General features: G+C 55.5%; 21 protein-coding genes. 12 read left to right on the forward strand and 9 right to left on the reverse strand.

Going from position 1 to position 20,906, the window contains the following annotated elements:
* Positions 1–58: 58 nt before the first annotated feature.
* Entirely contained in the window at positions 59–850 is a 792-nt protein-coding gene (locus H8F23_RS24220; RefSeq protein WP_194936069.1) for a transporter substrate-binding domain-containing protein, read from the forward strand.
* Positions 851–853: 3 nt separating this feature from the next.
* Here the strand turns inward: H8F23_RS24220 and H8F23_RS24225 are convergent, their stop codons facing one another.
* Positions 854–1,066 (reverse strand): hypothetical protein, encoded by a 213-nt coding sequence (locus H8F23_RS24225; protein ID WP_194936070.1) that lies wholly within the window; start codon positions 1,064–1,066, stop codon positions 854–856.
* A gap of 177 nt (positions 1,067–1,243) precedes the next feature.
* Between H8F23_RS24225 and H8F23_RS24230 the strand changes: the two genes are divergently transcribed.
* Positions 1,244–1,612 carry a DUF7079 family protein gene (locus tag H8F23_RS24230; RefSeq protein ID WP_228759358.1) on the forward strand — a complete coding sequence of 123 codons (369 nt, stop codon included), beginning with the start codon at positions 1,244–1,246 and terminating at the stop codon, positions 1,610–1,612.
* A gap of 77 nt (positions 1,613–1,689) precedes the next feature.
* Here the strand turns inward: H8F23_RS24230 and H8F23_RS24235 are convergent, their stop codons facing one another.
* Positions 1,690–2,190 carry an Lrp/AsnC family transcriptional regulator gene (locus H8F23_RS24235; protein WP_099756755.1) on the reverse strand — a complete coding sequence of 167 codons (501 nt, stop codon included), beginning with the start codon at positions 2,188–2,190 and terminating at the stop codon, positions 1,690–1,692.
* Between the two features lie 119 nt (positions 2,191–2,309).
* Between H8F23_RS24235 and H8F23_RS24240 the strand changes: the two genes are divergently transcribed.
* The 3 genes from H8F23_RS24240 (at position 2,310) to H8F23_RS24250 (ending at position 5,989) form a co-directional block, all read left to right on the forward strand.
* Positions 2,310–3,344, forward strand: a complete 1,035-nt coding sequence (locus H8F23_RS24240; protein WP_150708032.1) for a histone deacetylase family protein — start codon at positions 2,310–2,312, stop codon at positions 3,342–3,344.
* A gap of 49 nt (positions 3,345–3,393) precedes the next feature.
* A complete protein-coding gene (locus H8F23_RS24245) occupies positions 3,394–4,446 on the forward strand; it encodes an ornithine cyclodeaminase (RefSeq protein ID WP_194936071.1) in 1,053 nt (350 codons plus the stop codon).
* Positions 4,447–4,573: 127 nt separating this feature from the next.
* Positions 4,574–5,989 (forward strand): amino acid permease, encoded by a 1,416-nt coding sequence (locus tag H8F23_RS24250; protein ID WP_194936072.1) that lies wholly within the window; start codon positions 4,574–4,576, stop codon positions 5,987–5,989.
* Positions 5,990–6,033: 44 nt separating this feature from the next.
* Here H8F23_RS24250 and lepB read toward each other — a convergent pair whose 3' ends face one another.
* From lepB to H8F23_RS24265, 3 genes are all read right to left on the reverse strand, one after another.
* Complete coding sequence (gene lepB, locus H8F23_RS24255) at positions 6,034–6,831, reverse strand: signal peptidase I (protein WP_194936073.1); 798 nt, start codon at positions 6,829–6,831, stop codon at positions 6,034–6,036.
* An 81-nt stretch (positions 6,832–6,912) separates the two neighbouring features.
* Complete coding sequence (locus H8F23_RS24260; protein WP_194936074.1) at positions 6,913–7,320, reverse strand: hypothetical protein; 408 nt, start codon at positions 7,318–7,320, stop codon at positions 6,913–6,915.
* Between the two features lie 147 nt (positions 7,321–7,467).
* Entirely contained in the window at positions 7,468–7,830 is a 363-nt protein-coding gene (locus H8F23_RS24265; protein ID WP_194936075.1) for a DUF6124 family protein, read from the reverse strand.
* 646 nt (positions 7,831–8,476) lie between these two features.
* Between H8F23_RS24265 and H8F23_RS24270 the strand changes: the two genes are divergently transcribed.
* The 4 genes from H8F23_RS24270 (at position 8,477) to H8F23_RS24285 (ending at position 12,030) form a co-directional block, all read left to right on the forward strand.
* Complete coding sequence (locus H8F23_RS24270; protein ID WP_194936076.1) at positions 8,477–9,475, forward strand: SIR2 family protein; 999 nt, start codon at positions 8,477–8,479, stop codon at positions 9,473–9,475.
* 60 nt (positions 9,476–9,535) lie between these two features.
* On the forward strand, positions 9,536–10,336 hold the full coding sequence (locus H8F23_RS24275; RefSeq protein WP_194936077.1) for a hypothetical protein: 801 nt from the start codon (positions 9,536–9,538) through the stop codon (positions 10,334–10,336).
* 260 nt (positions 10,337–10,596) lie between these two features.
* Complete coding sequence (gene dusA, locus H8F23_RS24280) at positions 10,597–11,583, forward strand: tRNA dihydrouridine(20/20a) synthase DusA (protein WP_194936078.1); 987 nt, start codon at positions 10,597–10,599, stop codon at positions 11,581–11,583.
* Between the two features lie 27 nt (positions 11,584–11,610).
* Positions 11,611–12,030, forward strand: a complete 420-nt coding sequence (locus H8F23_RS24285) for a DUF2388 domain-containing protein (protein ID WP_228759359.1) — start codon at positions 11,611–11,613, stop codon at positions 12,028–12,030.
* Here H8F23_RS24285 and H8F23_RS24290 read toward each other — a convergent pair whose 3' ends face one another.
* Positions 12,031–12,864, reverse strand: a complete 834-nt coding sequence (locus tag H8F23_RS24290; RefSeq protein WP_099756770.1) for an undecaprenyl-diphosphate phosphatase — start codon at positions 12,862–12,864, stop codon at positions 12,031–12,033.
* Positions 12,865–13,369: 505 nt separating this feature from the next.
* Between H8F23_RS24290 and H8F23_RS24295 the strand changes: the two genes are divergently transcribed.
* From H8F23_RS24295 to H8F23_RS24305, 3 genes are all read left to right on the forward strand, one after another.
* A complete protein-coding gene (locus tag H8F23_RS24295) occupies positions 13,370–14,110 on the forward strand; it encodes a winged helix-turn-helix domain-containing protein (protein ID WP_194936079.1) in 741 nt (246 codons plus the stop codon).
* A gap of 279 nt (positions 14,111–14,389) precedes the next feature.
* A complete protein-coding gene (locus tag H8F23_RS24300; protein ID WP_093433774.1) occupies positions 14,390–15,022 on the forward strand; it encodes a winged helix-turn-helix domain-containing protein in 633 nt (210 codons plus the stop codon).
* Between the two features lie 390 nt (positions 15,023–15,412).
* Positions 15,413–16,807, forward strand: coding sequence for an undecaprenyl-phosphate glucose phosphotransferase (locus tag H8F23_RS24305; protein WP_007950006.1), 1,395 nt, complete (start codon positions 15,413–15,415; stop codon positions 16,805–16,807).
* A gap of 599 nt (positions 16,808–17,406) precedes the next feature.
* Here the strand turns inward: H8F23_RS24305 and H8F23_RS24310 are convergent.
* Genes H8F23_RS24310 through H8F23_RS24320 form a run of 3 tightly spaced genes read right to left on the reverse strand, consistent with a single transcriptional unit; the run spans position 17,407 to position 20,905 of the window.
* Positions 17,407–19,485, reverse strand: a complete 2,079-nt coding sequence (locus tag H8F23_RS24310) for a YjbH domain-containing protein (RefSeq protein WP_194936080.1) — start codon at positions 19,483–19,485, stop codon at positions 17,407–17,409.
* The gene (locus H8F23_RS24315; protein WP_194936081.1) at positions 19,482–20,240 is read right to left on the reverse strand and encodes a capsule biosynthesis GfcC family protein; all 759 of its coding nucleotides are present in this window, start codon (positions 20,238–20,240) and stop codon (positions 19,482–19,484) included. The genes H8F23_RS24310 and H8F23_RS24315 overlap by 4 nt, the downstream gene beginning before the upstream one ends.
* Positions 20,240–20,905, reverse strand: a complete 666-nt coding sequence (locus H8F23_RS24320) for a YjbF family lipoprotein (protein WP_194936082.1) — start codon at positions 20,903–20,905, stop codon at positions 20,240–20,242. The genes H8F23_RS24315 and H8F23_RS24320 overlap by 1 nt, the downstream gene beginning before the upstream one ends.
* Between the last annotated feature and the right edge of the window lies 1 nt (position 20,906).

A 20,906-nucleotide genomic window follows, 5' to 3' on the forward strand; every position in this document is an offset into this window, starting at 1 on the left:
ACCCGGGAAAGCCTTTCACTACACTGGGCCACCGCCCTTCTCAGAAGCCCCGATCGCAATGACAACACTAAAAAGCACGATGATCCTCTGCGGCCTGCTGACCGTGTCCGCCGGCGCGCATGCCGAGCAAACCCCTTCGCACCTCGACAGCATCCAGCAACAAGGCCAGTTGCGCGTCTGCACCACCGGCGACTACAAGCCGTACACCTTCAAACGTCCCGACGGCGACTTCGAAGGCATCGACATCGCCATGGCCCGCTCGCTGGCCGACAGCCTCGGCGTCAAAGTGCAATGGGTGCAAACCACCTGGAAAACCCTGATGCCGGACATGCAGGCCGGCAAGTGCGACATCGGTATGGGCGGCATTTCTGTGACCCTGGAACGGCAGAAAAAAGCTTACTTCAGCAACACTCTCGACACCGACGGCAAGATCCCGCTGGTGCGCTGCGCCGATGTCAGCAAATACCAGACGGTCGAACAGATCAACCAGCCCGGCGTGCGCCTGGTCGAACCCGCCGGCGGTACCAACGAAGCCTTCGTCCACGCCTTCCTGCCCAAAGCGCAACTGGCCCTGCACGACAACGTGACGATCTTCCAGCAACTGCTCGACAACAAGGCCGACGTGATGATCACCGACGCCTCGGAAGCGCTGTATCAGCAGAAACTCAAACCGGGCTTGTGCGCGGTGAATCCGCATCAGTACATGCAGTACGGCGAGAAGGCTTACCTGCTGCCGCGCGATGACATCAGCTGGAAACTGTACGTCGATCAGTGGCTGCACTTGAGCAAAGTCACCGGCAAGTATCAGCAAACCCTGAGCGAGTGGATCGCCGTACCTGCCGCGCAGTAATCCTCAATCGTCATGCAACATGCCGGAGCTGTACTGATTGAGGCTGTTGCCAATACTGTTGCCGCCGAACTTCAACGTATTGGCGTTGCGCCCCTCCGGCGACTGACAGTCGCTGGAGAAACAACTGGTGGTGGTCAGGCCGCCAGCGCCGGAACAGGCACTCAATACCGATACTGCAGCAGCAATCAACAGCACTTTGACGACATTAAGGCGCATGGCACGATTCCCCTCGGGATGAACAACGACGATCTTGTCTGAACATCCTAGGCCTGCGCCGCACCCGGCAAGATGAAACTTTGCTGATCGACAGCGCGCGTTCAGAATCGACTAACCACCAGACAAGAACCGCCACGTGCAATCGGGTCCGCGCAATTCAACGCCAGGAGGCCAAGCTTGAGACGAGAACTGAGCCACGCCGATCTATACAAAATCCGCGCAGCCCTCTCCGATATTTTCGTCGACACCGGCGTCGATTACCCCTACATCGCCCGGCAAATCGAAGACTATGATCCGGAACAGGTTAAAGACATTCTGTATGCCGAAGTTGCCATCGTCTGCGCCTGGAACCTGGAATGTGTACTCCCGCCGGTCTGGACAGGTTTCGAACCCGATGCGTTGAACAGGGACATCGAGCAAATGCTGCTCGCAAACACGAACAGCTGGATTCGGCGGCAACTGCACAAGCTGCACACCGCGTGGTTGCGATTCAGCTATCGGGAAGTCTGGACAGAGATTACCGCTCACTGCAAAGGCTGGAATTAATACAGCCCTGCGTGGCAATGGCGCATCAACGACATACAACGCGTTGAAATTGAAAAGATGATTGCCCCTCTGCCCGTTCAGTCCTTTCCCGATTTAGGAATCGCAATCCGGCTACCAGTCTTGACCTCGCGCAACGCCAGACTCGACTGAATGGAGGCAATCCCCACCTGACGCCTGAGCACCTGCTCAATGAAGTCGCTGTAGCTATCAAGATCCTCCGCCAACACCTGCAACACATAATCGGCATCGCCGGTGATCTTGTGGCAGGCCACCACCTGCGGCAATTGCGCAATCACCGCCTCGAAGGCGTCCGGCGCGTGGTCGGCGTGGGTGGAAAAGCGAATGTGCACGAACGCCATGATGTCCAGCCCGAGCATTCGCCGATCAAGGTTGGCCTGATAACCCTTGATGACCCCCGCCTCCTCCATGCGCTTGCGCCGTCGCCAGCACGGCGTAAGGCTCAGCGACAGCCGCTCGCTGAGTTCAGCGTTGGAAATACTGGCGTCCTCCTGCAATAACTCAAGAATCGCCAGGTCGGTCTCGTCGAGGCTGATGCGTTTGGATATTTTTTTCTGCATGCCGCCATTTCTGAGTAAAAACGCCCGAATAATCGACCAAACCACGAAAACAAAGCAAAGAAAGCGCAGCTAAGCCGGAACAGAATATTTGCACTGGCTAACAATAACGGATGCGCAGAATGTTTACAGTTTTCAGTGATTCCCACCGTTTGCACCACGGCACCGAATTGAAAGACGGCGTGCTCAAACCTTCGTTCGAACAACCGAGTCGGGCCGATACCGTGCACAACCGCGTCAAACAGGTCGGTCTCGGGCAGATCGTCGAACCGCGCGCGTTTGACCGCTCGTGCTACGTCAACGCGCACAGCGAGCGCTACGTCAGTTTTCTCGAAACTGCCTGGGCCGAATGGAGCGCAACCGGTCGCACCCACGACGCCTTGCCGCTGGTCTGGCCGGTGCGCGATCTGGCCGGCGAAGAGGTGCCGACGTTCATCGATGGCAAGCTGGGTTTCTATGCCATGGATGCGGGTTCGCCGATCACCGCGACGACCTGGCAGGCGGTGAAAACCAGCGCCGATATCGCCCTCACTGGCCTGGCATTGATCGACGAAGGCCACGACAGTGCCTTCGCCCTGTGCCGTCCGCCCGGCCATCACGCCGCGCGCGAATACATGGGCGGTTATTGCTACCTCAACAACGCTGCCATTGCCGCGCAACAAGCCATCACTCAGGGCGCGAAACGTGTCGCGGTGCTGGACGTCGACTTCCATCACGGCAACGGCACGCAGAACATTTTTTACCAGCGCAGCGACGTCATGTTCGTCTCGTTGCACGGCGAACCGGCGGTGTCCTATCCGTACTTCTCGGGCTACAGCCACGAAGTCGGCGCGGGTGTCGGCGAGGGTTACAACCTCAACTATCCATTGCCGAAAAACACCACGTGGGAGAGCTACCGCAACGCCCTGCTCCACGCCTGCAAAAAGCTCCAGCAGTTCGCCCCTGAAGTGCTGGTGATTTCCCTCGGTGTCGACACGTTCAAGGACGACCCCATCAGCCATTTCCTGCTGGAAAGCGATGACTTCATTGGCATCGGCGAACTGATTGCCAGCGTCGGCTGCCCGACCCTGTTCGTCATGGAGGGCGGCTACATGGTCGATGAGATCGGCATCAATGCCGTCAACGTGCTGCACGGTTTCGAGAGCAAACGCAGCTGAGCCGGCCCGCGCTCTACAACCTTCAATGACTGGATCGGAGAATAAGACCATGACGTTTTTTATTGATGTCGATGATGCTGCACGCCTGTTCACCCAAGTCGGCATCCGCCGGGCCATCCGCGAAATGGCCGGCTACATCGAAGCGGACTACGCACGCTGGGCGCAGTTTGATAAATCGCCGCGTACGGCCAATCACTCGGCAGACGGCGTGATCGAGTTGATGCCCACCGACGACGGCCAGCAGTACTCGTTCAAATACGTGAATGGCCACCCAAACAACGGCCAGCAGAACTTGCTCACGGTCATGGCCTTCGGTCTGCTGGCGGATGTGCAGAGTGGCTATCCGACGTTGCTCAGCGAACTGACCTTGACCACCGCCGTGCGCACCGCAGCCACCTCGGCACTGGTCGCGAAGTCGCTGGCGCGCCCGGATGCGACTTCGATGGCCCTGATCGGCAACGGTGCGCAAAGTGAATTTCAGGCGCTGGCCTTTCATGAAATGTTGGGCATCACTGAAATCCGCATCTTCGATATCGATCGCGACGCCTCCGTCAAACTGAAGCACAACCTCGCCGCGTTCCCGGACATCGACGTGATTCTGGCCGGCTCGGTGAAGGACGCGGTCAAGGGCGCGGACATCGTCACCACGGTCACCGCCGATAAAACCTACGCAACCATTCTGACCCCTGAGATGATCGAGCCCGGCATGCACATCAATGCGGTCGGCGGTGACTGCCCGGGTAAAACCGAACTGCACGCCGACATCCTGCGCAACGCCCGGGTCATCGTCGAGTTCGAGCCGCAAACGCGCATTGAGGGCGACATTCAGCAACTGGAAGCCGACTCCCCCGTGATCGAGTTTTTCCGCATTGTCCAGGGCGAAGTCGCCGGACGCGAAAACGATGCGCAGGTGACGGTGTTCGATTCGGTGGGTTTTGCTCTGGAAGACTTTTCCTCACTGCGCTACCTGAAAGACCTTGCGCAGGCACAGCAAATCGGCCAGCGCATCCACCTGGTGCCGACGCCGGCCAACATCAAAAACCTCTTCCAACTGCTGGATCCGCAACCGGCCAAAGCCTCGCGTCTGCGCACCGTCAGTTGATCGCTAACCGCCGCCCCCAAGCCACAGGGGGCGATTCACCTTGTGATCAGCCGCTGCACCTCTAACAAGAACGCTCGACACCTACTTTCTGCCAAAACTCAAAAACATAAAATCAAGAGGTTTTGCAATGAAATCGACCCCTTCCGGGCTGCCTGAACAGCCCGCGCTGCAGCGCACGCTCAGCAATCGTCACATCCAGTTAATGGCCATGGGCGGCGCCATCGGGACCGGCCTGTTCATGGGTTCCGGAAAGATCATCGCCCTCTCCGGGACGTCGATCATTCTCATCTACATGATCATCGGCCTGTTCGTGTTTTTCGTCATGCGCGCCATGGGCGAAATGCTCCTGTCCAACCTCAACTTCAAAACCTTCGCCGACTTCGCCGGTGCCTACCTAGGCCCGCGCGCGGCATTCTTCCTCGGCTGGTCGTACTGGCTGAGCTGGAGCGTGGCGGTGATCGGCGACGCCGTCGTGGTCGGCGGATTCTTCCAGTACTGGTTCCCCGACGTACCGGCGTGGATACCCGCCGTCGGCATGCTGGCGACCCTGTTCGCGCTCAACGTGCTGACCGTCAGGATGTTCGGTGAGGTGGAATTCTGGTTCGCGATCATCAAGATCATTGCCGTTGTGACCCTGATCGGCGTCAGCACCGTGCTGATCGCCAGCTCCTTCGTCTCGCCCAGTGGCGTCACCGCGTCCCTGAGTCACCTGGTGGACAAACAAGCGGCGTTCCCCAACGGCTTGTTCGGCTTCTTCGCCGGATTTCAAATGGCGATCTTCTCCTTCGCCGGCACCGAGCTGATCGGCACCGCCGCCGCCGAAACCCGCTCGCCGGAAAAGACCCTGCCCAAAGCGATCAACTCGATTCCGCTGCGGATCATCCTGTTCTACGTCCTCGCGCTGACCTGCATTATTGCCGTGACCTCGTGGCAACAGGTTTCTCCAGTCAAAAGCCCCTTTGTCGAACTGTTCCTCGTCGCCGGGTTTCCCGCAGCCGCCGGCATCGTCAACTTCGTGGTCCTGACCTCAGCGGCCTCATCGGCCAACAGCGGCGTGTTCTCCTCGAGCCGCATGCTGTTTGGGCTGGCCAACCAAGACAACGCCCCCGGCATATTCCGCCGACTGTCGAGCAACAGCGTGCCACTGCTGAGCCTGGCGTTTACCACGCTGTTGATGCTGGTCGGCGTGCTGGTGCTGTTCATCGTGCCGGAAGTCATGACCGCGTTCACCATCGTCTCCACCGTGTCGGCGATTCTGGTGATTTTCACCTGGTCGACCATCCTTGCGTCTTACATCGCCTACCGCAAAAAACGTCCGGATCTGCATGCGAAGTCGACTTACAAGATGCCCGGCGGTGTGCCGATGGCTTGGTTCTCGTTGGCGTTTTTGGGGTTCGTGCTGGGGTTGCTGGCGTTGCGGCCTGATACGCGGATAGCACTGATGGTCATGCCGGGGTGGTTTGTCTGGTTGGGGATTGCTTATCAGTTGACGCGGTTGAGGAAGCCGAAATCTGCGGTTGAGTCGGCGGGTCAGTTTGGTTAGAGCTGCAAACGAAAGCCGTCACCTTAAGGTGACGGCTTTTGTTTTCACTGAAAGGCTGTGCCAATCCTCGATCGATCGGACGAGTACCAGATTCCGGTGACTTTACCGGTAATGTCTTCGAGTGCGACCTGGCCCATAAAGCGGCTGTCGTTACTGCTGTCGCGGTTATCACCGAGCAGATAAACATGATCTTTCTCGACCACCGTCTGCGGCGTTTGCAGATAACGAGGATCCTTCACGCGATCTGGCGGTGCAAAGAACAGCCCCATGTTTTCGCCGTTGCGAATGACCTTACCGTCAACAATCGACAAGGTATCGCCACCCACTGCCGCCACACGTTTGACCGCCTCCGTGCCGTTGTAGCGATAAGTCACAATGTCGCCCACCTGCGGCGCGTCGATGCGCATTTTGGTGACGATATAGTCTCCGATCGAAAGGGTCGGAACCATCGAGCCAGAGGGGATGAAGTAAGTCTTGAACCCCAGCGTCGGGCCTCGCAATGGCCCCAAAAGAATCAGCGTGAGGATGACCAGCGCCACCACGTAAAGCACATGGAAACGGGTGCTGGGGCTGTTCACCGGATGGTCGTTTCTACGCACCGATATCGCAGCTGCCGTAGCCGAGCCGAGTTTCACCAGGACGATAAACGTAGCGAAGACATACAGGCCCACTGGCGTGGCAGGCACCCCGCAGACACCGAGTAAAATCACACCCAGATACAGCAAAGCGGCAACACGCACCGCCCACTTCACCTGACCGACATACACCAGACCCCAGCCGGCCACCAGGCACGACATCACGAATGCTTGCAGCGGCAGCTTCGGCTTATCAGGAACAGACATAAATTCTCTTCACGTAAATAGCTGACAATCAAGCGCCCGGCCTATTGAGCCAACAGGGCGCTACGGGCAATGCAGAGGGGGTTATTTAGCGGCAAAGTAGCCAGTCGTGCGCAATTGCAGGCTGTAGACCCAGATACCAAACACCAGTGCATATTCTTTGAACATCGGCAGAGTGAGCAGATGCACAACCGAACCGCTGTTTATCTGCGACAGAGAGAAGGCAATTCCCAGGATCAACGCTAGAACAAAGCACAGAGAACTGATCTTCTTTCTCGCCAGCAACAGCAAGCCGCCAACAAACATCAACAACGCCACCACGCAGACGTTCAGCAGCATCAGAAACGAAATATCCCCTTCCCGCGCTTGTTGAAATCCGTCATGAGCCACCCACAGGCCGGCCTGAATCAATACGACAAAGCAATAAAAAACGGCCATGAAAACAACGGCGGGACGTGTGTTGTACCAAGCTTGGGACGATGTAGCTTCCATGGTGCGGCGACTCCTGAGTAAAGGCGCGAAATGCTACTAAATAGCCATCACCGCGTCCATTTCCTCGCCCTCCTCCCGGCTGCTTTGCCCAGCGCGAACAGCCCCTCCGTGGCAACGGCTCAGCCGTTCGCCACGGAGGGAGCTGATTTACGCCTTCACCTCAACGTTATCCAACGCCTGATTCACCGCCAACTCCCCCAGCATCACCACCTGCGCAATGCCCAGCGCGGTTTTGCGGTGCGAGGGGTCGAGTGCTGCGGCGAAGTTGTTGAGCATTTCCGAGGCGGAGCTCAGCGTTTCACTGGCATTGGCCAATAGGGATTCCGAGTCGTACTTGGGGTTGGCGAGGTACATGCGCTCGGGCTCGTTGACGCTGGACATGATGTGGCCGGCGGGAAGGAGGTAGTGATCGAGCGCGCGCTCAGCGGCTTCGTGGAGTTTTTTGGGGTTGAGGGAATCGTAGGGGGATGCGGGATCGGTTTCTGGTGGGTTCGGTGTTGGTTTGAACATGGTGTAACTCCTGACGGATAAACGAAAAGGAGCCATCACTCTCGCTACCAAACGAAGGGTGGAGGCCATACGCAGGTTGGTAGACCGGTCGTCAGGAACCCCGGCGCATCCGAAGACGCCCCGCGCATGACCACCATAAAACGAAGACGAGAAACGTCGTCGCAAGACAGTAGTCTTGTGCTTCTGACGGAGACGGGCTACCAAACCCGATCACTGGTTTTCAGTGACGTAGGGACGATAGAACCTGCGGGCTAGAGGCACAAGCCGGGGGATTCTGTCTTAGGTGTAGGGGGAGGCGCAAGGTGGTGTAGGCCAAGGACTGCAAAAACAGACTACGTTTAAACACATCCAGATTTCTGCGTTTAGAACAAGCTCGACGAATTTAGTGATCGAACCAAAAACAGCCTCCAATTGCAGGAAGCATTGCGTTCTTTTTCAAGTGCGGCCTGTCTTGCGATGATGGATTGTAGGGGTACATCTTGTGAACCCCGGATTTATTAGAGCCTAGTAGGTCAAAACTCCTTCGGCACCATTTTTGTACCAATTATCTCCTTTACCTATCGAATTCTGCTTCCATGAGCGCCCCACTGGATGGCAAAATGCCTCTAATGGCCGAAATATCGCATACGCGATCAGGAGAGCAAGGATGCCTAGGAAAACATTGATTTTTGGCAATGGCCTCGGAATGGCGCTTGATCCACGCCACTTTTCATTAACTAATGCAATGGCCGACGTATGGAATGATCCGTTCGCCGTATCTGACGTCCATAAGGAATTAATCAGCCAATGCATTGGCGGTAATGGAATGGTCCCCCAACGAGAAGACCAACTCGACCCTCTCCATTTGGTGATTTCAGCCTGTAAGACTCTTAACAGCATAAACATGTCGCAAAGAATGAATGTGCATTGGCTTTCGCAAGAAGGTCAGCAATTTCCTATCGCAGTCGGAAATTACATACATAAAGTTGCTACAAGACTGCATCTATATAATGGCGGACTACCCCAAAACTTTTTAGAACCTCTTATTAGATTTGTGCGTCAGACAAAATCGCATATAGCCACGTTGAATTATGATAAGTTGCTATATGGGGCATTCCTTGATGCAAACCTAATGGCTGGCTACTTTGGCACCGTTCTAGTCGATGGCATGGTAACCGCGGGTTTCAGCTCTGAAGCCCTTGAACGTCGATACAATAACAATTTCGGATATTACCTGCACCTTCACGGGTCTCCTCTGTTCTTCGACCATAATGGTTTGGCGCGAAAAAGAGATAGGCACGAACTCAACCCCTTTTCGCCTGAAGGCTCTGACCACATAGTGTTAGCACACGTACGCCATAAACGCTCTGCAATTGGCGCATCGAACGTGCTGTCCACATACTGGAACTATTTAAACTTCAGCCTTAATGAGTCCCAAAGCATCATCGTCTTTGGTTACTCTGGCGAAGACAAGCATTTGAATGATGTAATCGCGGCACATGCACAATCAAAACACATTTTGATTGTCGAATGGAATGGCTTGAATCAGACTCAGCAGCAGCGATTAGGCTATTGGTCTGAAAAATTCAAAACAACAAATTTCCACCATTTTTATTTGCACAACATTTTAGAGTTCAACCAATGGGATCACACCTACAACCTCTGACCCCGTACAAAAATCTTCTACTAACCTCGAATAATTAAAACCAACCTTCAGGAACAAAATATGTCTGCAAAAGTTTTGAGAAAATTTCAAAAAAGATTTGAGTTAAACGAAGAGGGCATCAGAAGAATCTACGCAGACATAAAGAAGAGAGTTCCCGAAGAGAATCACAAAGACATTATATTCGAAGTATTTAGAGAAGACTCCCTAGTTTACAGAACTGCCGAAATCGATCGTGTACTGTCTGAAGACAACGACTCCACGCGAAAAATTAAAAACATTACGATCGAATACGCTGACAAACAGCTTATACTTGAAATAAATTTCGATGCTGAGAATGGAGCGCAATTCACTGTAACCGGTGAAGACAGAGACGACGTATACCTACTCTCATCCGAGCTGAAAGAATACATAGAAAAAGAAGTTGCAAAAATATCAAGTTTCGCATTCGCGAATGCCAAAACGATATTATTTGCATACATAATAATACTAATGAGCATCATGCTATATTTCTTTAGAAGCATGGACGTGAGCACCGACACCGAAAAACTTCAAAAAATACTATCTAGCAACGACATTCACGAAAAACTTAACTATATAATCGATACAAGAACAATAAAACCAAACACGACCAACGCAATGAATTACATGATTGCACTGCCAATCATTTTATCACTATCAGCAATCTTTCCTTTTAGAAAAATAATCAGCTACCTCTACCCTGGCAATATATTTCTCATTGGCAAACAAACAAGTGTTATTGCTAGCCGTAGATCGTCAGCGAAGAATTTTTTTTGGGGGGGAATCGTCGCGTTAGTAATTGCTATTTCTACTGGCTACTACTTTTTCTGGCTAGCAAAATAGAGCAGCACTCGTTATCAGCTCCCCAAGCTGATAACGAGGATTCAATTCCCTTCACCCGCTCCACTATTTTCAAGGCCTCCAGCGGTAGAGGGGTAGCGTCAGGCGAGACTGGCAGCAAATAGGGGCCAGACCACAATATTCAGTCGATTCGTCTCGCCTCATCAGCGAGCAAGAGCACGTAGTAACGACGCGTAGGCCTCCGTCCTATCCCAATCCTGATAAACTCCCCCACCTTCGCCCCTCTGATCCAGATTCCCCCAATGCCTCTACAACCCGCCCCACTCTCCCGCCGCTTCTCCGTCGCTCCAATGATGGATTGGACCGACCGCCATTGCCGTTTCTTCCTACGCCTCCTATCGAAGAACGCCCTGCTCTACACCGAAATGGTCACCACCGGCGCGCTGCTCAACGGCGATCACGAACGTTTCCTCCGTCACAACGAAGCCGAGCACCCTCTCGCGCTGCAGTTAGGCGGTAGCGTTCCATTGGATCTGGCCGCCTGCGCCCGCATGGCTCAGGAACACGGTTACGACGAGGTGAACCTGAACGTCGGCTGCCCAAGCGACCGTGTGCAGAACAACATGATCGGCGCCTGCCTGATGGGTCATCCGCAACTGGTGGCGGATTGTGTGAAGGCAATGCAAGACGCGGTGTCGATTCCTGTGACGGTAAAGCACCGCATCGGCATCAACGGTCGGGACAGTTACGCTGAGCTGTGTGATTTCGTCGGCACTGTTCGCGATGCCGGGTGCACCAGTTTTACCGTGCATGCGCGGATTGCGATTCTGGAGGGGTTGTCGCCGAAGGAGAATCGTGACATTCCGCCGTTGCGTTATGACGTGGCGGCGCAGCTGAAGGCGGATTTTCCGGAGCTGGAGATTGTGCTGAATGGCGGGATCAAGACGATGGAGGCTTGCCATGAGCATTTGCAGACGTTTGACGGTGTGATGTTGGGGCGTGAGGCTTATCACAATCCGTATTTGCTGGCGGAGGTGGATCAGCAGTTGTTCGGCAGTTCGGCGCCGGTGATCAGTCGGGCTGAGGCGTTGGCGCAGTTGCGTCCTTATATAGCCGAGCATTTGCAGGCCGGTGGTGCGATGCATCACATCACGCGGCATGTGTTGGGCCTGGGCACGGGGTTCCCGGGGGCGCGGAAATTCCGTCAGTTGTTGTCGGTGGATATTCACAAGGCCAAGGATCCGTTGGCGTTGCTGGATCAGGCGGCTGAGTTGCTTGAAGGTCGTTGATTGATGGTTTGAGTCTGCGGGCGACGCATGAGCGTTGCCCGTTGTTTTGTTGTACTGACAGGATGTCTTTTGTTTATGCCCGCGTTTACTTTTTCTGCTTTCAAGCGTTTCACCCTCCTCGCCTTGTTCAACTTCACTTCCGACGTTTATGCACACTGCGATGGCTTTTGCATGGGCCGTACCGATACGCCGTGGGAGGTGACGCAGATTTCCGGGCTCACCTTGGTGTCTTTATTTCTCGCACCTTTTTCGGCTAGCCAGGAAACAACCGACAGTCACAAGCGTGTTTACTCCGCCGAGGAGCAGGAAGACGCGCGACTCTATCTGGCCAGCGACGGCATGCTGCAGGCCGCGTATTTCACCTCGGCCTTGCAGCGCTACCGCCAGGAGTCGCCGGATTCGGCGTTAAACGATCTCGCCGTTGCGGCATTGATCAGCGCTCAGTGATCAGGCGGCCGCTGCGGCGGTCCAGTTGACCCAGCCAAACAGCCACGTTGCCAGAATCAACAAACCAAACGCGATCCGGTACCAAGCGAACGCGGCGTAGCTGTGGTTGGCAATAAACTTGAGCAAGCCGCGCACGGCGATCATCGCGAAGATGAATGCGGTGACAAAGCCAAGGGCGAAGACTGGCAGGTCGTTGGGCTGGAACAGGTCGCGGTATTTGTAGCCGGAGTACACGGCGGCGCCGACCATGGTGGGCATAGCGAGGAAGAACGAGAATTCGGTGGCGGCTTTGCGCGACAGGCCGAAGAGCAGGCCGCCGATGATGGTCGAGCCGGAGCGTGAGGTGCCGGGAATCATCGCCAGGCATTGTACGAAACCGACTTTCAGTGCGTGGGACCAACGCATGTCGTCAACGTGTTCGACGCTGATCACATGGCTGCGCTGTTCGGCCCACAGCATGATGATGCCGCCGACGACCAGTGCCACGGCGACGGTGATCGGGTTAAACAGGTATTCGTGGATGGCGTCTGCGAACAATACGCCCAAGACCACGGCGGGCAGAAAAGCGATCAGCAAGTTGAGGGTGAAACGTTGGGCATTACGTTCGGTGGGCAGGCCTTTGATGATGTCGAAGATCTTCGGTCGAAACTCCCAGACGACGGCAAGGATGGCACCCAGTTGAATAATGATGTTGAAGGCCATGGCGCGTTCACCGCCAAATTCCAGCAAGTCGGCGACGATGATCTGGTGGCCGGTACTCGAGATCGGCAAGAACTCGGTCAGGCCTTCTACCGCACCTAATATCAACACCTGGAAAAGGGTCCAGAAATCCATTAATCCTCCGTCAGAGCGCTCATGATGAGCGACCGGGTAATAACACTCAGGGGTTGAGTATCTGCAGTGAGACCATTGACATACATAAACGCAAAAGTTCATCAGCCACAAAGATTACGTCTTATTAAAAGACACACTCAAGCCATGTTAGTAATCGTCGGCCGACGAACTACGCGGAAAATATTTAGGCCTTTTTGCAGAAAAAAGTTGCCTGGACAATAAAGTGTGATCAATATCACATTATGCAGGGATGGCCAGACAGTGGCAGATGGACATAGACAAAGCCATCGCAATAAGCTCAAAATAGTGGCACCATTGCATATCGCCACCATCTAAGCAGTAGTTCACCCCTCCGAGAAAATCAACTAAAAGCTTGAAAAGCTTAATTATTGTTAGAAAACTCGCGAGACACGTCTAAAATCCGCGCAAATGTTACCAATTGTCAGTCACAGATGAGAACCGGTGCTTTAACATCCCGATGTCAGCACTTAATTCGAGTCAATGCATGATGCTCTCAGCGAACTTAGCGACTAGAAGCCCGCGCCCGACAAACGACGAACCTGGTGTTCTTACTCTGGGTCGTACCCGTGGCGTGGCTGAACATTTCAAAGCGCTAGTCGCCCAGCATGTACGCACTGATATGGCGCTCGAAGCCAGCGCGTACACTAGTTCATATCAGTTGAATGAACAGTCTGGTTCGTATCGAGCGATCTTCTTGGTTATCGACAGCCCTCAGGCGCTCGAAGACAATCTTGCCCTGGTCGAGAACCTGCGCAGCGACAACTTGAAACCGATCATTTGCGCGGTCATCACCGGTCGCGGCGCCTTCAACAAGATCAAATATTATCTGGCTGGCGCGGATGTTTGTATCAAGCTCAATACCCTTTCCGACGATGGCGCCGAGTTGCTGGGCGAGTTCTTCAACAGCGAAGAATGGCAACGCGATATCGATCTGACGCTTGATCCGACGCGTATCTGCCTGATGGGCACCAGCAAGAAACTCGATATCTCGTTTGCCGAAATGAAGATCCTCGAAGCCTTCGCGCAAACCAGTAATCACATTCTGAGTCATGATGAAATCGCCAGCATCATGGGCCTCAACACCAATTTCTACGACCCTCGAGCGCTGGAGAAGTCAATCAGTCGCTTGCGTGGAAAAATCAAGGACATGTATGGTACAAACGCGATTCAGAGCATTCGCGGCTATGGCTATCGCCTGCTGCGGGGTCTGATATCGACTGCCTGACTCTCGGGCAGCCATCCCATTTGCATACGTACGAAGGATCGTCTGATGCAACCATATAGCTCCCGTTCTGCTTCACGCCTGTTTGAAATCAAGCAATTGAATGAGCGCGACAACACGCCCCATAACAATAAAACTCCATAACATAGCAGCAGATCGAGTGGAATTTATCGAGGGCCAATCTTGGGCCCAGACCCTGCCTATCGATTACTTCCGAGGAAGTCATTGCTCGCCTGCCGATTTATCTTTTAGCCAATTTTGGTATGTATTCAGGAGAGAGACATGGAAACTAGTACAACCCTCCCAAGGAAATATTTTGTTGTCGTGACTCACAGTACAACGTCGCAACGCGAATTAGAGAGCATGCTGTCCAGTGAACGTTTCAATTCGTTTGAAGGGGTTGATTCGCCCTCTTCCGCTCCAATGGTGATGGAGTTCACATATCCCGGCATCAGTCGAAAAAATATCCCGCGCAGTATCGAACACGATACTCAGCGAATAGTGGCCACGCTCGAGTCCGAATGGCGCGCCGCGCAATCGGCTAATCCTTTCCAGAATGTCCCGGTCATTACCGGGGAATCCCGCAACATGCCACCTGCCGTTGAAGGTGATATGCCCGGCAATGAAACCTGGCATCTCGACCCGGCTCAGGGTGCACTGGTCAAAGAAGATGTCGAAATCAGCCTGACTGGTCTGGAAACAGCACTGGTCAGAAAAATGCTCAGCCATGAAGAGCGTGTTGTCAGTCGTGACGAGCTGATTCTCAGCATCGGTCGAGAACCGGAACAATATCGCGGCCTGGAAATGTGCCTGAGTCGCCTGCAAGACAAATTCAAAAGCGCCAGTAATGGTGAGCGACTGTTTCGTGCCGTCAGAAATCGCGGTTATTGCCTGATTCAGGAAGTCGTCGCGTAACCCGCAAGACCTCCACGAACAGAACAAACAGAAAAAGTGCGATTACAAAAACAACAAGAGCACTCTGTTTGGCTTGATCTTCCTCCCTGAATTAAACACTCCCTGCCTCCACCCCTCCAACAGTAACAAATACAACATACTTTATTCACCCCTCGCTCCACGACCTTTTCTAACACCCTTCTATTTAATTATTAAAAAGTTGGCACTGTGCCATCTTGTTAGAACTCGTCAGACACCATTCCAGCCAATAACTTAGTCTATTGACTGACGACAGTTCGGCATATCGATGTTGTTACCTCAGGACACTCGCTACAACAAAAACAATAAGTCTGCATAACAACTCGGTTTTCAACTGTTGAAACCTGAATGGACGTCTTTTGGGGATACCGTATGGATCTTTCTTTAAGTATCAATCGAAGCACAGGCCTCAAGGGACTGACCTTTTGGGGCCAATGGGCGCTGGCACAAGGCTTTGTGGTGACGCTGCTGTTCATACTCGCCGAGCAGCACACCGGGACGGTCGCGTTCTACTACCGGATGTGTGCAACGCTGGCGGTACTGGCGTCGGTGCCGGCTTATACGTTTAGCGGTGTTTATCGCAAGCGTGACAACTACCTGACCGGTCTCGGTCGGCTGTTCATGGGTTGGTCGATGACCATGGCGGCGCTGGCGTGCATCGCCTTTGTCTGCCAGGCCGATGAGCTGTTTTCGCGGCAGGTGATTCTGAGCTGGGCGGTGTATGGCTTCCTCGGTCAGGCGTTTCTCTACGCGCCGCTGCATGCGTTTTCCAAGTACTACCAACGGTCGCGTAAAAGCGAACACAAGACGCTGATCGTCGGCACTGGCGAACTGGCGTTGGGTCTGGCGAAGAAGCTCAGCCAACTGGAAAACCTGCCGTTGGTAGGTTTGGTCAGCAATGGTGATGTGTCTGCACTGGGTTCGGATGCACCGCGTGTAGTGGGTGATCAGGAACAGTTGCTGGAGCTGATCGAGGCGCATGACATCCGCCGCTTGTACATCACGCTGCCGTTGTGTGAAGCAGCGAAAATCGAGGCGATTTATGGTGACTTGCTGGGTGCCAACGTCGACGTGGTGTGGGTGCCGGACTTGAACAGTCTGACGCTGCTCAATCACTCGGTGAAGGTTGTGGACGGCCTGCCGGCGATCTACTTGAACGAAAGCCCGCTGACCAGTCGCCCTACCGCTGCCTTGAGCAAGAGTCTGGTGGAAAAAACCGTGGCGTTTCTGGCGATCATCGCGCTGAGCCCGATCCTGCTGATCATTGCGCTGGCGGTGAAGATCAACTCGCCAGGCCCGGTGTTTTTCAAACAGGATCGCCATGGCTGGAACGGCAAGGTGATCAAGGTCTGGAAGTTCCGCTCGATGCGTGTTCACGATGACCGTGACGTGAAGCAGGCCAGCCGTAATGACTCGCGCATCACCGCAGTCGGTCGCTTTATTCGCCGTACTTCGCTGGATGAACTGCCGCAACTGTTCAACGTGTTGCAGGGGCATATGGCCCTGGTCGGCCCACGCCCGCATGCTGTCGCGCACAACAACTACTACTCGGGGAAAATCCTCGCGTACATGGCCCGCCACCGGATTAAACCGGGGATCACCGGGCTGGCCCAGATCAGCGGCTGCCGGGGTGAGACGGACACCATCGACAAGATGCAGAAGCGTGTCGAGATTGACCTGCAGTACATCAACAGCTGGTCGTTGTGGCTGGATCTGAAGATTCTGGTGAAGACACCGTTTACGTTGCTGTCGAAGGATATTTACTGAGGTTCGAAGCTGGATACCGCAAGGGGACGAAAGTCCCCTTTTTTGTGCGTGGGATTTGGGAGTGGAGCTGGATTGCGGGTGAACGAGCCTGCTCGCGAACGCGGTGGGTCAGGCAACCAGGATGCTGACTGCACTGATGCCTTCGCGAGCAAGCTCGCTCCCACAGGGATCCGGGATGGCATCGGGATTTGTGGTGTGACAAATAGCCAATGTAGGCCTTCGCCTGCTCGCGATGGCGGTGGGTCAGGCAACGGGGATGTCGGCTGGTCGGACGCTATCGCGAGCAGGCTCACTCCTACAGGGGATGTGTGGTTGGCTTGGGATTTGTGGTGTGACAAATAGCCAATGTGGGAGCGAGCTTGCTCGCGAAAGCAGTGGGTCAGGCAACGGGGATGTCGACTGGTCTTGCGCTATCGCGAGCAGGCTCACTCCTACAGGGGATTTGTGATTGGCTGGGATTTGTGGTGTGACAAATAGCCAATGTGGGAGCGAGCTTGCTCGCGAAAGCAGTGGGTCAGGCAACGGGGATGTCGACTGGTCTTGCGCTATCGCGAGCAGGCTCACGCCTACAGGTTTTCGGGTGTTCGGGAGATCCGCGCTTACTCGGTAATCTTCTCGAAATTCCGATAAAACATGTCCCCTTCCCGGCTATCGGTCATCGAGTGCAGTTGGTAGCTGCGATTGAGTCGCGCACCACCGTCACGGGTCAGCGGGGCCCAGACCAGGTTGGCGCGGCGCATGGTCGACATGCTCATCATTTCGTCGAACGGGATCGATAGGTAGATGCCTTTGTCGAAACTACCTTCGCCATACTCGGCACTGCCCGCCGTGGTGATCGTCGCCCACGCACCAAAGCGCACGCCATTGAAGAATTCACGCGAGATGTCCAGCGTGCCGCCCCAGTCCCCGGCCAGATAACGCCCGACGCTCACCGCCGCCAGCGTATCGAACGGTAAATCGGTATACGCCGTGACATGCCCGGTCACCACCGAGTAATCACGCAGGGCAAAACCCTGATCGAAATCGCGCTGCCGCACCCAATTCAGATCCGCGCCCACCGACCAGCGCTCACCGGTCGGGCGGAACAACACCTCACCGCCGACACCGGCAAACATCGACTCCAGATAACCGCCATAGACCATGCCATACCAGTCTTTATCCAACTGCTCGGCATGGCTGACCTGGAACAACGGCATGGTCGTGTTAGACGTGGTCAGGTACTGACGCAAATCCGTGCGCACACGCGGCAAACCGCTCGGCGCGTCGTAGGTGAATTTGTCGAAGTTGTTGGCCAGGTTGGCGCTGAGCAAACCGCTCCACCAGGTGTTGCGGTTGAAGCGATATTCGGCGTCGGCATCAGCACTCAATTGATAGAGCAAGCCATCCGGACCGCCGACGTTCTGTTTGAAGCCCAAACCCACGCCATAGCTGAAATGCTGCGGCGCTTCGGTGTAGAGGGTTTTCTCGTTGTGTGGCATCGCCGGGTTGATCTCGGTGGTGCGGTGCAGCGATTCCAGTGGCTCCTCGTTGTTGATCACTTCGCGGAAGGTCTGGCGCGGCAAGCTGGTTTCTTCCAGCGGCAAGTCGTAGCGCTTGTTGACCACGGTGAACCAGTCAATGTCGTCGTTAACGCTGTTGTCGAGAATCCGGCTCGCCCGCCCGACAGCCTTGGACGAATGGAAGTAGCGCTGCTGCTCGCCATAGACGATCAGCTCGGAATCACGCTGGGTGATGCGCTCGACCTTGTAGCCGGCATTCTGCTGCAAACGCTGCGAGACGTTGGCCCAGTTGACCTGATCCATCGCCGTGTTCGGTGCCTTCGCCGGCAGCGGTTCCGGGGTGGGATCGTAGGTCTTGGCCGGCGCTTTGCGGCTGACGAAATTGGTGTGGAAAGTCACGCCGAACATCGCCGTATTACCGCGCTCCCACGCCGCGCTGACATCGACCGAATCGGTCACCTTGAACACCGCGCCAAGGTTGATCGGCGAGTCCTGTTTGATCTCGTTGTCCTTCGGTTCGTTTTTGTAATCGTTGCCTTCGTATTCGAGTTTCAGGCTGAGACGATCCCAAGGCGTCTGATAGCTCACGCCACCGAAGAACGACGGCCGGCCACGAAAGTACGAGCCCGAGTTGACGTCACCGGTGCCTTCCAGCGCCGGACGGGTATCGAAGCGATCGCTGACGTAGCCCAACGGGTTGTCCATGTCGCCGCGATTACCGAGGTAACCCCAGGCAATGCCGGCACTGAAATCGAAGTTGTCGTAGCGCTTGTTGGCGACGAAAAACTCACTGGAGAACAAACCGGTACCGCCGACATCTCGGAAGCCCAGGGCCACATCGGGCAGCCAGTGACTCTCCTGCCACAGCCGGACTTTGACGTCGACCGCCTTGTCCTTATAGCTTTGACTACCGCTGAGGGCTTCCGAGCCGTACGGCCGGTTGGTGATCGCGGTGTAGCGAAACGAGCCTTCGAGCCAGTCCAACGGCTGCAACGAAACGCTGTAGCGACTGTACGGATCGGTGCGGTTGGCGTTGACGCTCAGCTCGCCGGCCGGGGCCATGCGCGCCGTCGGCGTCTGCAACAGCCCGGTGCCACCGAAGTCATTCTGGGTAATGCGCGGTTCGGCATGAGCCAGACCGCAGGGCAATAACAACACAGCTGCAAAACGTAACTTCAACGAACCACCTCGGCCAGCTGCGTGGCAATGAATTCGGCCAACTGCTGATTCAGTTCAGGAAGAGGCGGATCAAGATCATCATTTTTCACCGGCACCAGAATCTTGCTGCCGGCCACCGGAAACTGCCCGGACTCACGATTCCAGTGGGCGATGCCGACACGCCGCGAGACGCCGTTGGGCTGAATCAGCCACAGGTAATCGGCTTCGGCATCGTCCAGAATCGAACAGCCTTGCAGGTACTCGCGGGCCTCCTGCAGCGGCTGATACGGCAAGTGACACGGCTCGGCGACCGCGCCGAGCACTTGCACTTCATCGACGCGCTTCGGATAGACCAGACGATCGCCGTCGTCGAGGCGAATGTTGCGCGCGAAGCCGACTTCCAGCGCTACCGGATCGAGATCGGCGATCTGCCGCCCCGTTACCGGCATCTGCCGCACTTCTTCGGCAATGCGCTGCGCCAGTGCCGCCCGACTCGGCCGGTCGAACAGCATCGACATGCGTTGCAGCACATCCAGATCAAACAACACACCGACCTTGAGTCGTGTCTGCGCCTCAATCAGCGACTGCCGCAGCAAGCCGCCCGCCAGCCAATAGCCCTCGGCATTCGGCACGGCTTCGCTGATCACATCGAGCAAGCGCCCGCCCGCTGGCAACGCGACCGGCCCAGGATTGGCGACATCGCCCGACACCGTGACGGCCGCCTGACTCACACTCGCGACCAGCATCAGGCCCGCCGATAACATTTTCAGGCGCATCACGGCAGGTGCCTGCGATCTGGGGTCAGTTGCACAACCTTGACGCGCAACTGCGACGTCAGCTGCTGCTCGCTCTGCAAAATGAACCCGTCGCGCGGGTCGACCCAGTAACGATTGGTCGCGCTCAGGCCAATGGCCGGGGCGTCAATGTGTTCATCGACACGCAGCACCGTGTATTCCTTGTCGAGAATCTTCAGGGTCTGTTCCGAGCGACGGGAGAAACGGCTGTTGACGATCACCCCGACTTCCTGGCCCTTGTACAGGTCGATCCAGCGCCGCGCGGTGAACCCGTCGGCAACGTGATGCAGGCCCTGTTTGAACGGCGAGTCGTCGGCCAACCGCGTGCCATCGAGATCGCCTTCCAGACCCAGGCCAATGGAGCGCACGGCAAGGCCATTGCGCAGCAGCAGAACCTGTTTGCCCGAGGCGACCCAGAACTGCAGGTCTTCACGCTCGCGCACCAGCGCCAGCACCCCGGAGCCGGAAGGCGTGGTCAGTTTCATTTGCGGATAGTTGACCCCCGCCACTTCGGCCGCCGACACATCGACCTCATCCGGGCCGACGACTGCGGCCTTGAGGTTATTTAACGAAGCGCTCATCAGCGGGTTACAGCCGCACAGCAACGAGGCCGCCATCAGGCACAGACCAACTTTCAAAATGTTCAAA

The sequence above is a fragment of the Pseudomonas neuropathica genome (assembly GCF_015461835.1).
Classification (GTDB): Bacteria; Pseudomonadota; Gammaproteobacteria; order Pseudomonadales; family Pseudomonadaceae; genus Aquipseudomonas; species Aquipseudomonas neuropathica.

Excerpts from the sequence above, each read along its gene's own strand:
- H8F23_RS24305 (WP_007950006.1), top strand. The coding sequence starts at position 15,413 with ATGGATCTTTCTTTAAGTATCAATCGAAGCACAGGCCTCAAGGGACTG.
- H8F23_RS24240 (WP_150708032.1), top strand. The coding sequence starts at position 2,310 with ATGTTTACAGTTTTCAGTGATTCCCACCGTTTGCACCACGGCACCGAA.
- H8F23_RS24270 (WP_194936076.1), top strand. The coding sequence starts at position 8,477 with ATGCCTAGGAAAACATTGATTTTTGGCAATGGCCTCGGAATGGCGCTT.
- H8F23_RS24290 (WP_099756770.1), bottom strand. The coding sequence starts at position 12,864 with ATGGATTTCTGGACCCTTTTCCAGGTGTTGATATTAGGTGCGGTAGAA.
- H8F23_RS24235 (WP_099756755.1), bottom strand. The coding sequence starts at position 2,190 with ATGCAGAAAAAAATATCCAAACGCATCAGCCTCGACGAGACCGACCTG.
- lepB (WP_194936073.1), bottom strand. The coding sequence starts at position 6,831 with ATGTCTGTTCCTGATAAGCCGAAGCTGCCGCTGCAAGCATTCGTGATG.
- H8F23_RS24245 (WP_194936071.1), top strand. The coding sequence starts at position 3,394 with ATGACGTTTTTTATTGATGTCGATGATGCTGCACGCCTGTTCACCCAA.
- H8F23_RS24260 (WP_194936074.1), bottom strand. The coding sequence starts at position 7,320 with ATGGAAGCTACATCGTCCCAAGCTTGGTACAACACACGTCCCGCCGTT.
- H8F23_RS24295 (WP_194936079.1), top strand. The coding sequence starts at position 13,370 with ATGATGCTCTCAGCGAACTTAGCGACTAGAAGCCCGCGCCCGACAAAC.
- H8F23_RS24225 (WP_194936070.1), bottom strand. The coding sequence starts at position 1,066 with ATGCGCCTTAATGTCGTCAAAGTGCTGTTGATTGCTGCTGCAGTATCG.
- H8F23_RS24250 (WP_194936072.1), top strand. The coding sequence starts at position 4,574 with ATGAAATCGACCCCTTCCGGGCTGCCTGAACAGCCCGCGCTGCAGCGC.
- H8F23_RS24220 (WP_194936069.1), top strand. The coding sequence starts at position 59 with ATGACAACACTAAAAAGCACGATGATCCTCTGCGGCCTGCTGACCGTG.
- dusA (WP_194936078.1), top strand. The coding sequence starts at position 10,597 with ATGCCTCTACAACCCGCCCCACTCTCCCGCCGCTTCTCCGTCGCTCCA.
- H8F23_RS24265 (WP_194936075.1), bottom strand. The coding sequence starts at position 7,830 with ATGTTCAAACCAACACCGAACCCACCAGAAACCGATCCCGCATCCCCC.
- H8F23_RS24300 (WP_093433774.1), top strand. The coding sequence starts at position 14,390 with ATGGAAACTAGTACAACCCTCCCAAGGAAATATTTTGTTGTCGTGACT.
- H8F23_RS24275 (WP_194936077.1), top strand. The coding sequence starts at position 9,536 with ATGTCTGCAAAAGTTTTGAGAAAATTTCAAAAAAGATTTGAGTTAAAC.
- H8F23_RS24315 (WP_194936081.1), bottom strand. The coding sequence starts at position 20,240 with ATGCGCCTGAAAATGTTATCGGCGGGCCTGATGCTGGTCGCGAGTGTG.
- H8F23_RS24285 (WP_228759359.1), top strand. The coding sequence starts at position 11,611 with ATGAGCGTTGCCCGTTGTTTTGTTGTACTGACAGGATGTCTTTTGTTT.